This is a genomic window from Parafrankia sp. FMc2 (assembly GCF_041008525.1).
In the GTDB taxonomy this organism is placed as follows: domain Bacteria; phylum Actinomycetota; class Actinomycetes; order Frankiales; family Frankiaceae; genus Parafrankia.
The window spans coordinates 1-13,088 of the sequence record NZ_JBFLUG010000172.1; the positions used below are offsets into that span (position 1 = coordinate 1).

6 protein-coding genes and 4 pseudogenes are annotated in these 13,088 nt (G+C 70.5%); 2 read left to right on the plus strand and 8 right to left on the minus strand.

Annotation, left to right across the window (positions count from 1 at the left end; all coding sequences use genetic code 11):
* Positions 1 to 781: 781 nt before the first annotated feature.
* The 6 genes from AB1460_RS32000 to AB1460_RS32025 all read right to left on the minus strand — a co-directional run bounded on the left by AB1460_RS32000 (position 782) and on the right by AB1460_RS32025 (position 10,584).
* Positions 782 to 3,139 (minus strand): YcaO-like family protein, encoded by a 2,358-nt coding sequence (locus AB1460_RS32000; protein ID WP_368965825.1) that lies wholly within the window; start codon positions 3,137 to 3,139, stop codon positions 782 to 784.
* Positions 3,140 to 3,613: 474 nt separating this feature from the next.
* Positions 3,614 to 4,414 carry an ABC transporter ATP-binding protein gene (locus AB1460_RS32005; protein ID WP_420497429.1) on the minus strand — a complete coding sequence of 267 codons (801 nt, stop codon included), beginning with the start codon at positions 4,412 to 4,414 and terminating at the stop codon, positions 3,614 to 3,616.
* Positions 4,415 to 4,524: 110 nt separating this feature from the next.
* On the minus strand, positions 4,525 to 5,541 hold the full coding sequence (locus AB1460_RS32010; RefSeq protein WP_368965827.1) for an ABC transporter substrate-binding protein: 1,017 nt from the start codon (positions 5,539 to 5,541) through the stop codon (positions 4,525 to 4,527).
* 189 nt (positions 5,542 to 5,730) lie between these two features.
* Positions 5,731 to 6,909: a FecCD family ABC transporter permease gene (locus AB1460_RS32015; RefSeq protein WP_368965829.1), complete on the minus strand. Its 1,179-nt coding sequence runs from the start codon at positions 6,907 to 6,909 to the stop codon at positions 5,731 to 5,733.
* Between the two features lie 13 nt (positions 6,910 to 6,922).
* The gene (locus tag AB1460_RS32020) at positions 6,923 to 8,758 is read right to left on the minus strand and encodes an ABC transporter ATP-binding protein (RefSeq protein WP_368965830.1); all 1,836 of its coding nucleotides are present in this window, start codon (positions 8,756 to 8,758) and stop codon (positions 6,923 to 6,925) included.
* On the minus strand, positions 8,755 to 10,584 hold the full coding sequence (locus AB1460_RS32025) for an ABC transporter ATP-binding protein/permease (RefSeq protein WP_368965831.1): 1,830 nt from the start codon (positions 10,582 to 10,584) through the stop codon (positions 8,755 to 8,757). The genes AB1460_RS32020 and AB1460_RS32025 overlap by 4 nt, the downstream gene beginning before the upstream one ends.
* A 130-nt stretch (positions 10,585 to 10,714) precedes the next feature.
* Here AB1460_RS32025 and AB1460_RS38430 point away from each other — a divergent pair.
* A pseudogene (locus AB1460_RS38430) lies at positions 10,715 to 10,819 on the plus strand (IS6 family transposase); the annotation flags it as partial.
* A 52-nt stretch (positions 10,820 to 10,871) separates the two neighbouring features.
* On the opposite strand, the pseudogene AB1460_RS32035 reads toward AB1460_RS38430, so the two are convergent.
* Both AB1460_RS32035 and AB1460_RS32040 read right to left on the minus strand, forming a co-directional pair.
* Positions 10,872 to 11,408: pseudogene (locus AB1460_RS32035) on the minus strand (IS6 family transposase); the annotation flags it as partial.
* A gap of 127 nt (positions 11,409 to 11,535) precedes the next feature.
* Positions 11,536 to 12,270 (minus strand): annotated as a pseudogene (locus tag AB1460_RS32040) (group II intron reverse transcriptase/maturase); the annotation flags it as partial.
* Positions 12,271 to 12,379: 109 nt separating this feature from the next.
* Between AB1460_RS32040 and AB1460_RS32045 the strand changes: the two are divergent.
* Positions 12,380 to 12,967, plus strand: a pseudogene (locus tag AB1460_RS32045) (ISAzo13 family transposase); the annotation flags it as partial.
* Positions 12,968 to 13,088: the final 121 nt, after the last annotated feature.

The following is a 13,088-nucleotide window of genomic DNA, read 5'->3' on the forward strand; positions in this document are numbered from 1 at the left end:
CGGCTTCGTGCTGGCCTGGTCCCGGTGGCGCCGCCGCCACCAGGCACGCGCACAAGCCAGCCACTATCGCCGCCAAGCCGCAGCACTCCAACTCAACTGATCACAAAAGTCGGGCTGGAGTACTAGCCACACCGCGCCAGCACCCGCGTCCTCGCATCGCTCCGCCGGCGCGGGGACGACCACAGCGGGACGGACCGAATCACCACTGGGGTCGGAAGATCCCCGCGCGTCCGGGAACGACCCCCGCCCGAGGGGCCATGCCCTGCTTCGACGCGGGAAGATCCTCTCGCGTGCGGGGACGACGGCTGGCTCCTCGCCATCCAGCACCGGTGGGGACCCAGCGCTCGGATCAGGTCCTGCCGGTGCACAGCGGCAGCCGCAGATCATTTCAGACTCCGAGCAAGATTCAGTTCTGGCGCTGACCGTCAGGACAGTCGCCGCGGTCCGACCGAGCCAACCACCCGAGGTACCCGGAGCGGTCCACACCCCCGAAACTCAAGGCCATGGTGGCCAACCGTATATCCCAATTCGGGTCTGTCCAGGTAATGGCTCTGTGCCACATTCGGTGGTGACCGTGCGTTAACACCCGTAAGGGCAGTCAAAATGGTCGGAGTCGGGCGTCCCGTCGTCGACCGCAAGGTCGGGCAGTCGCCGCAGCGTGACACCTGAAAGCCTCGTAATGGCACCAAACGGACGTGGACGCTGGCGCGGCGCCTGGTCGCTTTACGTCACCACCGAATGTGACACAGAGCCGTTACTCGTACAGTCCCCCGCTGGAGAACTACGCGTGCGGGATCGGCCAGTAGTTGAGTTCCTCCTCCGCCAAGGGGGTGTCGCGCCAGCCGAGGTCGACCGGGGCATGTTGGACGCGGCCGGTGCCGAGCATCGGGAACGCCGCGGGGAAGTTCGGGACGAGCCCGGGGATGACGACGCGGGTGGCGTGCATGCCGGCGGCGGCGACGTCCGGGGTGGTGAGGTCGACGTAGCAGATCTCGAAGCCGCGGGATTCGATGCGGTCGCGGTAGGTGGCCAGTGAGCGGTCGGGCAGCGGCGGAACTGTGTTGATGCCCCTGGTGGCCGGGACGTCCGTCCAGGGCCGAACGGCTTCGACGGCGCGCGGGTCGAGGAAGATCTGCTGCTGGCACATGAGGTCGGCGCAGTCGCGGAAGTCGGCGCGGTAGTCGTCGAGGTAGTGGCGGTCGGCCCGCCACTCCTTCAGCCCCTCATACGAGGCGAAGCCCCATTCGACGGCCTGCCGGATGAGGCTGTCCTCGATGTCGAGGTCGCGGCTGCCCTCCTGCAGGGTGAGGGCTTCCGTCCACGCTTTCAGGCCGGCCTGGCGGACGTCCGGGCGGGCCGCGAAGCCGATGGTGAACCAGTCGTGCTCAGTGTTGTGGACGATGCCGGCGGCGACCGGGATGCCGAACTCGTTGTCGATCGGGATCAGGGTGGCGCGCTGGCCGAGGTCGTGCGGGCGGCCCTGCCAGAGCCCCTCCAGGTCGGGGGTGAGGGCCAGGGCGGGCAGCGGCTGGCGGTTCATCCACCAGATCATGGTGGCGTCGCGTTCTACGAGCTCCTCGATGCCGGAGACGATCGACTGGTCGAGGGTCCGCCCGGCGGAGACGCCGGAGAAGTTCATGTAGTTGGTGATGGGGTGGGCGACACCGTCATCGGGGCCGAGGCCGGCGCCTCGCTCACCGGCGATCCAATTGACGTAGACGAGGGTGACGGGCAGCCACACCCGCCTGTCCTGGGTGAGGGAGCGGCCGCGCACCCAGCGGACGGGCAGGTCGCGGGTGAACGGCACGAACGGGAAGCCCTTCGCCTCGTACAGCGCCTGGCTGTAGAGGACGAGCCGTTCGGGGTCGACGGCGTGCTCGCCGGCGGCGACGAGGTCGTCGTAGGAGGACCAGCGGATGTCGTTCTGCTTCATGTAATTGCCGCAGTAGCGCTCGACGGCCTCGCCGACCGCCGAGGCGCGGGCGCCGCGCGCGTCGTCAAACACGCTGCCGCCGCAGATCACGTCGTTCGCCCAGTCCGGCTCGACACGGCCCATGGAGGAGTTGTGGGTCTGCGCGGTGCGCAGCCGCTCCGGGACGGACGGGTCGTGGGTGATGTCCCGGACCCGCTGGATGATGCCGGTACGCGGGCTGATCAGCAGGTTGGTGCCCTGCTCCCCGGAGATCACCAGCGGGCCGGCGAGCTGCCGGTCGGGCATCGGCAGGACGGGGTGGGTGACGAGGCCGAGCTCCACCGGGTCGGCTTCCACCTCGGTGGACAGCGTGCGGCAGGTCACGCCCGTGAGGAGCCGGTCGAGGTCGGCGGCGAACGAGCCGAGCATCCAGGTGAGCTCGGAGGCGGGCGGGAGGTAGATCTCGCCGACGGGCGGTGCGATCAACGCGTCGAAGACCTCTTCCTCGTCGACCGCGCAGCGGCGGCGGGCGAGCAGGTCGCGGTAGTTCGCGGTGCGCCCGGGCAGGATGGCGGGCCCGAAGTAGGCCTTCCCGGAGTCCAGGTGGAACTGGGTCCAGCGCACGCCGCCGTCCTGCGCGGCCTGATCCCAGGCGAGCAGCCAGGGGGCGTCCAGCCGGGTGCGGGCCACCACGACGAGGGTGGTGGCCGGATCGGCGATCCGCGCGAGGAATTCCGCCGGTTCAGGCAGCGGGCCGGCCTGGATCACGCTGGGGAGCGTGGGGTCGAGCAGCGGGGCCAGGCTTTCGAGAAGGCTCGCTTCACCCACGAGCAGCAGGCTGCCGACGGGCGGCAGCTCGCCGGACGCCGATGCCTCGGACGCCGATGCGCCGGGCGGCGTCCCGACGGGCGCGAAGCGGGACCGGTCGGCGGCCCGCGGGCTCGGCTCCGTGGTCAGGCAGCCCTCGGCGAGCAGGACGTCGGGCACCTCGGCGAGGTCGGTGCTGGCGCCGCTCGCCGCGAGGGCCTCCTCGACGGTGCGGGTGCCGTCCAGCGCGGCCAGGAACGCCTCCAGCCGCTCCGGCGGCGTGGCGACCCGGAACAGCTCACCGCGGGGGGTGACCACCAGGCTGTCGTTCTCCCCGATCGGGTGCACATCGGCGCGGACGCGGGCGGGGCGAGATCCCCCCAGATCGCCGGTCGGGACTTCGGTGAAAGCGGTCGTCATGGCGTCAGGGCTCCTCGGCGCGACGGCGAAGAATGATGCGGTGGTGGGGGAAGAAAGGTACTGCGGCAGTTGAGAAAGGGGCGCCGCGGCGGCGCGGAAAGGGAAGGAGAAATAATGGAGAAGCGGTTGCGAAACAGTAGGTCGATGGTGCGATGGAGGGGTGGGGAACCGGCGGGGCGGTAGAGCGCTCCGCCCCGCCGGCCGTGAGCGACTCCGAAATCACTGGCTGCCGGTGCTGCGCGGGACGTGCCGCGCCACCTTTCGCCGGTGACCGGAACCGGGGGCTAGAGAGCCCAGGTGAAGGAAATGCCGGCCGTGCTGTGCGAGTGGTGGTTCGAGTTCGGCGCGAGGGCCTTCTCCCACTTGCGAGCCGCGATGCGAGTGATCATTCTTGTTCACCTCCTGTAACGGTTCGGTAGACGAACCTGTGATGTGCCCGGGCGAGTCCGATGGTAATGAAAACGGTTCTGACTTTCAATTGGTATGCGCACTTGAGTCACGACGAACTGCGGGAGCCTTCGGGGCGAAGACGAGCTGCCGGAACTCGCCGTCGTCGACGATCCGCACCCGCACCCCGTAGACCGGTTCGAGCACCTCGGGCACGCAGACCTGGCCGGGCGACCCGGTGCGCACGACCTTGCCGCCGTCGAGCAGGACGAGGTGGTCGCAGTACCGGGCGGCCAGGTTCAGGTCGTGGAGCACCACGACCACGGTGGTTCCCAGTGACCGCACCAGGCCGAGGATTTCGTGCTGGTAGCGGACGTCGAGGTGGTTCGTCGGTTCGTCCAGCAGCAGGTGGTCGGCCTGCTGTGCCAGCGCCCGGGCGATCAGCACGCGCTGCTTCTCGCCCCCGGAGAGGGTCGCGAACACCCTGTCCGCGAGGTGGCGGGCCCCGACGCGGCGCAGCGCCGAGGCGGCGAGCTCGTGGTCGGCCGCGGTGTAGCTCTGGAACGCCGACCGGTGCGGTGAACGGCCGAGCAGGACCGTCTCCGCGACCGTCGACGGCAGGTCGGACGACGTCTCCTGACCGACCACCGACAGCCGGCGGGCCAGCTCGGCCGGCCGCAGGTCCGTGACCGGCTTCCCGTCGAGCGTGACCAGGCCCGCCCGCGGTGCCAGCGATCGATAGAGGGTTCGCAGCAGGGTCGTCTTGCCGCTGCCGTTCGGCCCGACCAGCCCGACGGTCTGGCCCGCCACGGCGGTTAGCCCGACCTGGTCGAGAACGGTCCGTCCACCGAGGGCCACATCGACGCCCGCCGCCCGGATGCCGCCCAAGGCTGCCTGGCCGGCTGGGCCGATTGGGCCGGCCGGGGCGATCGGGTTGCCCGCGACGGCCGAGTCGGCGGCGTGTGGCCTGCTCTCCCTCGCCCCCGCGCCAGGTGATCTCACGCCCCGCGGTCGAGTTCCTTGGCGAGGAACTCGACTCCATCGACGGCGGACGGCTCCGGGCTGCGCAGCGCGTAGTCGAGCAGCACGATGCGGTTGTTCCGCACCGCGGCCATGTCCGCGACGCCGGGGAGTGCCAGCAGCTTGGCCTTAGCCTGGTCGGCGGTCTCGCCGTCGAGCCCGTAGCTCAGCACGATCACGTCCGGGTCGCGGCCGATCAGTTCCTCCAGGTTGCCCTCGGCGTAGTTCTTGTCCAGGTCTTCGAACACGTCGGTGACGCCGAGGATGTCGAACTGGTCGTGCACGATGTTGCGCTTGCCGGTCACCGAGATCTGGGTGCCCCAGAAATAGACGCCCGCGGCGCGCAGCTCGCCCGCGCCCTTCGCCGCGTCACCGGCGGCTATGAGCCGGGCCTTGAGGTCGGTGACCGCCTCGTTCGCGGTCTCGGACGTCCCGAAGATCTTTCCGTAGAGCTCGAGGTCGGTCCAGATCGCGTCGAACGTTGTCGAGGCCTCGTCTCCGCTGCCGGTGTCGTGCCCGCACTCGCCGGTCACCAGGAGGTTCGCCAGGCCGGCGCCTTCGACCTCCGCCGCCGTGGTGTTGAACAGCCCTGCCCCGATCACGATGTCCGCGCCGGAGCCGATCACGTTCTCCAGCGTCGGGTCGTCGGGGGTGACGATCGGGACGTCGCCGAGGAGGTTGGCTGCCTCCCCGTGCAGCGGTGTACCGAACTCCCCGGAACGGCCCACCACCCGGTCGCCGGCGCCGGCGACGGCGAGCAGGCTCGGTGCGGCGGTGCCGACGGTGAGCACGGCTTCCGGCTGCTTGTCGAGGGTGATGTCCTCGCCGCAGTTCGACACGGTCGCCGGGAAGCTCAGTGCCTCGACTCGGCCGCTCGACCCGGCTGGCCCGGCGGACGGGCCGGCGGACGGGCCGGCATCGTCCCCGCCGCAGGCGGCCAACATGAATGCCAGGGCCGCCGAGGTGACGGCGGCCAGCACGGGTGCGGGTCTCATGATTACCTTCCAGATGGGTTGGGTGGGGTTGGGCTATGGAGCCGTGGCCAGCGCGGAGGTGGTGCGGTGTCGCCGACCTCAGTCAGGTGGGCGAGGTGGTGTCAGTCAGGCGGCGTCGGTCAGGGGGCTTGGTCACGCGGCGTCAGCCTGCGGTCAGGCGACCCCGGTCAACAGGTAGGCGATTCCCGGTCAACCGGTGTCGGTGGTGCCGTGGAAACGGCGGACCAGCATCAGCAGGAACGGCGCGCCGACGAGCGCGGTGACGACGCCGAGCGGCATCTCGCGGGGCTGGAGCACGAGCCGAGCGGCGACGTCGGCCCACACCAGGAACGCCGCGCCGAGCAGCGCGGCCACCGGCAGCACCCGGCGGTGCTCACCGCCCACCATCCGGCGGGCGACGTGCGGGACGACGAGGCCGACGAACCCGATCGGCCCGGCGATCGCCACGACCGCGCCTACGCACACCGCCACGATGACGAACGCCTGCGCGCGCAGTCGGGTCGGACGGGCCCCGAGGGTCAGCGCCGTGTCGTCGCCGATCGACAGCGCGTCGAGGCGCCGGGCCCAGGAGAACAGCACCACCATCGTGAGAGCGAACGCCGCGGCCGGCACCGGCAGCGACGACCAGCGTGCCTGGGTGAGGGAGCCGAGCAGCCAGAACAGCACGCCGCGGGCGCCGTTGGCCGAGTCCGAGGCGAAGATCAGGAAGCTGGTGAGGGCGGACAGGGCGTAGGACACGGTGATGCCGGCGAGGACGAGCCGCGTCGAGGTGAGCCGGCCGCCGACCCGGGCGATGGCGAAGACCAGTGCCGTGGCCGCGATGCCGCCGACGAAGGCGCTGCCGGACAGGCCCCAGGCGCTGCCGCTCAGGGAGACGCTGAACAGCAGCGCCGCCGCGGCCCCTACAGAGGCGCCGGAGGAGACTCCGATGAGATACGGCTCGGCGAGCGCGTTGCGGACGAGGGCCTGCAGCGCGACGCCGCAGATCGCCAGCCCGGCGCCGACGAACACCGCTGACAGCACCCGCGGCGCGCGGACCTTCCAGGCGATCGAGTCGTGGGCCGTGGTCCAGCTCACCTGCTCCGGCCAGCCGACGGCGTGATGGCCGATGACCTTCCAGACGGTCGCCAGCGGCACCTGGACGGGGCCGAAGCTGACCGCGAGCATGGAACTGGCCATCAGGACCGCCGACAGGGCGAGAAGCCAGACCAGGAACAGTCGCCGCCGTCGGGCCCGGCCGAGATCGTCACCGTGGCCTTCGACGACGGCGTCGACACCGTCGACACCGTCGGTGTCGACCGCGACGGCGGGGTGCGGTGTGGGGGCCGGTGAAGCGGGCGCCGAAGCCGGCGCGGGGGTCGTCGTCATCTCCGCGCCCGCCTCAGCCGAGCTGCGCGCGCATCAGCGCCACGAACGGGCCCGAGCCGGCCAGAAGCTCCTCGGGGCGGCCTTCCTCGACGACCCGGCCACCGTCGAGCACCAGGACGAGGTCGGCGGCCCGCACCGTCGACAGCCGGTGCGCGATGACCAGAGTGGTGCGGCCCCGGCGCGCCTCCGCCGTCGACGCGGCCACCGCGCGCTCGCTGTCGGCATCCAGGTTCGACGCAGCCTCGTCGAGGATCAGCACTGCCGGGTCGCGCAGCAGCGCCCGGGCGATGGCGACCCGCTGGCGCTGACCGCCGGACAGCGCCGCGCCGCGCTCGCCGACCGGGGTGTCCAGGCCGGCGGGCAGGCTGTCGGTGAACTCGGTGACCAGCGCCCGCTCGCAGGCGGCCGCGACCGCGGCGTCGGAGGCGTCCGGCCGGGCCAGCCGCACGTTCTGGGCGATCGTGGCGTTGAACAGGTAGACGTCCTGCGGGACGAGGCTGACGAGCTCCCGCACCTCGTGCTGGCTCAGCTCGGCCAGGACGCGCCCGCCCACCAGGATCTCGCCCGAGGTGACGTCCCAGAACCGCAGCAGCAGGCTCGCGGTGGAGGTCTTGCCCGCGCCCGAATGGCCGACGAGCGCCACGGTGGCACCGGCGGGAACCGTGAACGAGAGACCGTTCAGAGCCAGCGGCAGATGCGCCTGGTATCGGAAACTGACATCCCGGAACTGGACGTCCAACGGCCCGAGCCCGGATGACGGCTGTTCGGGGGCCGGCTGCTCGGCGGACGGCCTCCCAGGCGATGGCTGCCCGGATCGCGGGCGTTCGTCGACGTTGGGTGGGGCATCGACCACCTCGAACACCCGGACGGCGGCCGCGCGGAGCTCACCGAAGCGGGTGACCATGCCGAACGCCTCCATCAGGGGCACGAACGCGCCGGTCGCCACAACCACCATGACCGAGTAGGCGGTGAAGGTGAGGCCGCCGTCGACAAGCTGCTGAACGCCCAGCGCCAGCACGCCGAACGCGGTCGCGGCGATCACGAACTCCGCCGCGCTCGACTCGAGACCCGTCCGCAGCGCGTACCGGCGTTGGCGCCGGCTCACTGCCCTGGTGGCGGCGAGCAGCCGTTCGGTGTGGGCCGGCTGCCCGCCGAAGATGACCAGTTCGCGCAGGCCTTGGACGCCGTCGAGCGCGGCCGCCTTCAGGGCCGCGACCTCCGCCCGGATGGCGCGGCCCTGCTCGTCCGCCTGGCGCTGGCCGATGAACGGCACCACCGCGACCGTGACCAGCCCGGCGGCGAGCACCAGGGCCGGCGAGCCCGCGAGCAGCCCGACCGCCACCACGGCGCCCAGCGGAGCGACAGCCGCGGCGATGGCGGTCGCCGCCGTGTGCGCGTAGAACCATTCCAGCGTCTCGACGTCGGCCATGGCCGTGCCGGCGACCTCACCGGTCCGCCGGCCCAGCAGCCCGCCGGGCGCGGTGCGCTCCAGCCCGTCGAACACCTCCAGGCGCAGCGAGGCGAGGACCTTGAACGCCAGGTCGTGTGCCACCCACATCTCCGCCCAGTAGGCGGTGGCATGGCCCAGGACCAGCCCGGCCAGCAGCGTGAGCAGCCAGCCCACGTCGCCCAAGGACGCGCCGCCCGCGACCTCGGCGACCAGCGCGGCACCGGTCGCGATGGACGCGATCGAGGTGAGATGGGTCGCCAGCGAGCAGCAGACCGTCACGATGAACGTCGCGCGGTGGCGGCGCAGCACCGGGACGAGGCGCAGGATCGCGCCCGGCGCCGCCGCCTCAACCGTGGGCGCTGCCCCAGGCGTCGGCGCCGCCTCAGGTGTCATGATCATCGGCCGGCCCCCGATCCGACGGTGACCCGCTGCGCGGCGATCAGCTCGGCGTAGCGGGAGCCGCGGGCGACGAGCTCGTCGTGGCCGCCCGCCTCCGCCACCCGGCCGCCGTCGAGGACGACGATCCGGTCGGCGTCGCGGATCGTCGACAGCCGGTGGGCGATAACCAGCGTGGTCCGGCCGGCGGACAGCCGCCGCAGCGCGTCGGCGATCGCCTTCTCGCTGTCAGCGTCAATGCTGGACGTCGCCTCGTCGAGGATCAGGACGGGGCGGTCGGCGAGCAGTGCGCGGGCGATCGACAGACGCTGGCGCTGCCCGCCGGACAGTGTCAGGCCTCGTTCCCCGATCACGGTGGCGTACCCGTCGGGCAGGTCGGCGACGAACTCGTGGGCGCGGGCGGCGCGGGCGGCCTCGACGAGGTCGGCGTCGGAGGCGGTGGGCCGGGCCAGCCGCAGGTTGTCGGCGACCGTGCCGTGGAACAGGTAGGTGTCCTGCGAGACGACGGAGATCTGCTGTCGCAGCGAGGTCAGCGTGAGCGCGGCGATGTCGGTGCCGTCGAGCGTGATCCGGCCGGAGGCGGGATCGAAGAACCGCAGCAGCAGGGAGACGAGCGTCGTCTTGCCCGCACCCGAGCGGCCGGTGACCGCGACCGTCTCGCCGGATCCGACGGTGAAGCTGACGTTGGTCAGCGCCGGGCACTCGCGGGTCGCGTAGGAGAAGGCCACATCGTCGAACGCGATCGCGGGCGGGGCGGCCCTGGATGCCGGCGTGAACGCGCGGGCGTCGGGGCGCTCGGTGACCTCCGGGATGGCTCCGTAGAGCTCGCCGATCCGCTCGGCGGCGGAGACGCCGAGGTAGCCGGCGTGCCAGTACATGGTGAGCTCGCGGAACGGCCGGAAGCAGGCGATCGCCAGCAGCAGGACGAAGAAGAGGTCGGTGGCAGGCAGTGCGCCGGTCGCGACCCGGCTGGCGGCGACCGCGGTGGCGGCGGCGGCCCCGAGGCTCTGCCCGAAGGCGGTCAGCCCGCTCTCCACCAGCGAGATCTGCATCGAGCGCATCGTCGACCGGTACAGGTGCCAGGTCCTGCCCTCGAGCGCGTTCCGGCGCACGGCGGTGGTGTCGAACGTCTTGAGGGTGCTCATGCCCTGCATGGCGTCGACGTACTCGGCGTTGAGGTCGGCGTAGGCGGCCCAGTGGTCCTGCCCGCGGGCCGCCAGCGCCCGGTCCCACAGCCGGGGCACGATCGGGATCGCCAGCGCAACCGCAGCGACGGTCGCGGCGACGACGATGTCCTTCGACGCCAGCCAGCCGCAGACGGTCAGCACGGTGACCGTGGCGACGATCACCTGGGGCAGGTAGCGGGAGTAGTAGGCCTCCAGCCCGTCGACGCCGTCCACGACGGTGGAAGCCGCTGTACCGGACCGCTCGCGGACGAGATGGCCGGGGCCGAGCGCGGCGACCTGGTCGAGCAGTCGGGCGCGCATCCCCGCGGTGACCACCGCGCAGGTGCGTCGGGCGGCCAGTTCTCGGCCGAGCACGAGGACCGCGCGCAGCGCGATGATCGCGGCCATGACGAGGAGCGGGACGACCACGCCGGCGAACGTCGCCCCGTCGAACAGGCGGGCGAGGACGGTCGCGGCGGCGAACGCTTGGGCCAGCTGGGTTCCAGTGATCGCGAGGCCGACCAGCACGGTGACCGCCAGCGGCCCCCGGAACGGTCCGGCGAGGCGCAGCAGCCGTCGGTGCAGCGTCACCGCAGCCCGCCGTTCCGCCTGGTCGAGGCACTGCCCGTCGTCGAGACGAACCTCAGGGACAAGGAACCTCACACCCTTAAAAGAAATGATTTCGGTTACCGTAGTCGATGGAGGTCGGTCACGCCACCTCCGCGGTCGGGTCGGGTCTGTTGCGTCGACGAAGTCCGCTGCCTCGACGACCTCTACCAGGCATGATCGAGTCATGCGTCGACGTCGTGTCCGGCCACCGGCTCCGACATCAGAGTTCGCCGGGTTCCGGTTCCCACCCGAGGTGATCATGCTGGCGGTCCGCTGGTACCTACGGTGGGTCTGTTGCATTGGGAGATGGCAGGGCATGGTTGACCCCGCCGGGGGGGTGATCAGATCGCGAGGGTGAGTTCGGTGAACGCGGCTGTCAGCCGTGCGTGCGGGGCGGTGTCGATCCCGAGTTCGTAGTGGCCGCGGCGGATGTTCTGAACGAACGCATGCCCTGCGCTGATCGTCTGGACGGAACGCAGGCGTTTCAGTCCGCGCATCGGGCGGAGTCGTGCTTTCAGGCGGCTGTGGTCGGCTTCGATCCGGTTGTTCTCCCGGGCGGCGTCGACGTGGCAGGCCTCGGGGAGTAGCTCGTCGAGGAGCCTGGGGTAGACGGGGGCCTTGTCGGTGGTGACCTCGACGGGCCGGCGGCCGTGGGACAGCGCCTGGGCGAAGAAGCGGCGTGCCGCGGCCTGGTCGCGGCGGGTGCTGGCGAGGACGTCGATGACCTGCCCGTGCTGGTCCACGGCCCGGTACAGGTAGGTCCACCGGCCGGCGACCTTGACGTAGGTCTCGTCGACGAACCACCTGTCCCCAGGACGATGCCGGCAGGGCCGCGCGGCGTCGACGAGCAAGGGCGTGAAGCGTTGGACCGCGAGGTAGGGCGTTGGCGAGGTACTTTTCAGTCCTTTTCCAACGCCCCCCTCCCGAGTCGGGTAGGCCGCCGGCGAGGTGCCCGCTTCGCGGGTCCTTTTCCGTCGGCCTCCCGCCGAACGATACGTGCGCCTTTCAGCGCATATCGCTCTCCAGTGGTTGTGCCGTGGATTGCGTGGTCGGTCGACCGGCGTGGATCGCTTCGTGACAGGGACGACAGACGACAAGCGTCTTACGTCGCCGCATCGCCATGAGTCGAGCCCACGCCGGTTTCTCGCGTCGTCCTGGTTTGTTGAGGTCTGCGAGATGACGGATGTGGTGGACTTCCACGTTGTCCGTTGCTCCGCATGCCTCGCATCCATCCGCGAGGAGCCGATGGATCAGCTCGTTGCCGCGAGAGGTGCCCAGGGTCGGCGCTCGGTCGGTGAGGGCTGCTGTGGGTTGTCGGTGTAACGGGATGCCGCCGAATCGTGCGACCAGTGGTTTCCTACCATCACTGCGTTGGACGACGACCTGGAAGCATTTTCTCGGTCCGTGGTCCGTCTGCACGGTGGCTCGGTACTTTCCTGCCATCGCGTTGATGGTAGACCGATGTTTGCCCGCCAAGGTCTTCAACATGGAAGTCTCCATGTACCAGCACAGTTTCTGGAGCCGGTAGACATCACCGGCGAGCAGGTAGTACTGGACGACGCCCCGATACTCGGCCTGATACTTCGAGACGATCGTGTAGTCGTCGTCATGAAGCATCTGTGGCCGCTGCGCGGGTTTACCGCGCCGGGAGTACAGGGCACACTTGGTTCTGATCACATCCGGGGGTATACGCAACCCGATCGCTCCGTTGACCGCCCGGCGACCCCGGGTGATCTTAGGAACTGTAATAAAATAGTTTGATTTTCTTGTTCGACTGGTGATCGGCGTGTGAGATTACCTGGATAGAGTCCGGACTGTGGCGGTTGACCGGTCGGTGGAGTTCGCGGCGATGGCGGCGCGGCTTGAGGTGCTGTTGCCTCGGTTGAACGAGCGGGACCGGCGGCTGGCGTTGGGGGCGGAGGCACGTTCCTGGGGGTACGGGGGCATTGCCGCGGTGGCACGGGCGACCGGCGTCGCGAAAGGGACGGTCGCCCGAGGTCGCGCGGAGGTGGACACCGACCCTGCGGAACCGACACGGGTGCGGGCCACCGGTGGCGGCCGGAAGCGGGCGGAGATCGCCAACCCCGGTCTGGTCGAGGCACTCGACAGCCTGGTCGAGCCCGAAACCCGGGGGGATCCAGAATCGCCTCTGCGGTGGACGACGAAGTCGACCCGGCAGCTGGCTCGTGAGCTGACCCGGCGGGGACACACGATCAGTCATTCCGCGGTCGCCACGATGCTGCGCACCCAGGGTTACAGCCTGCAGTCGACGCGTAAGACATTGGAGGGCACGCAGCAGCCGGACCGTGATGCCCAGTTCCGCTACCTCAACGCCACCGCCACCAAGTTCCTCGCCGCCGGCGACCCGGTGATCAGCGTCGACACGAAGAAGAAGGAGCTGGTCGGACGCTTCGGCCAGGCAGGCCGGGAGGGGCGTGTCATGACGGCTGTGTAAGCCGGAGGTGGACCAGGATCGACCTGCCTGACTGATCGGGGTAGGTCGGAAAGGGACACCGAATGACGCAAAACCCGACGCTTCGGACTCGCGACGAAGAGGC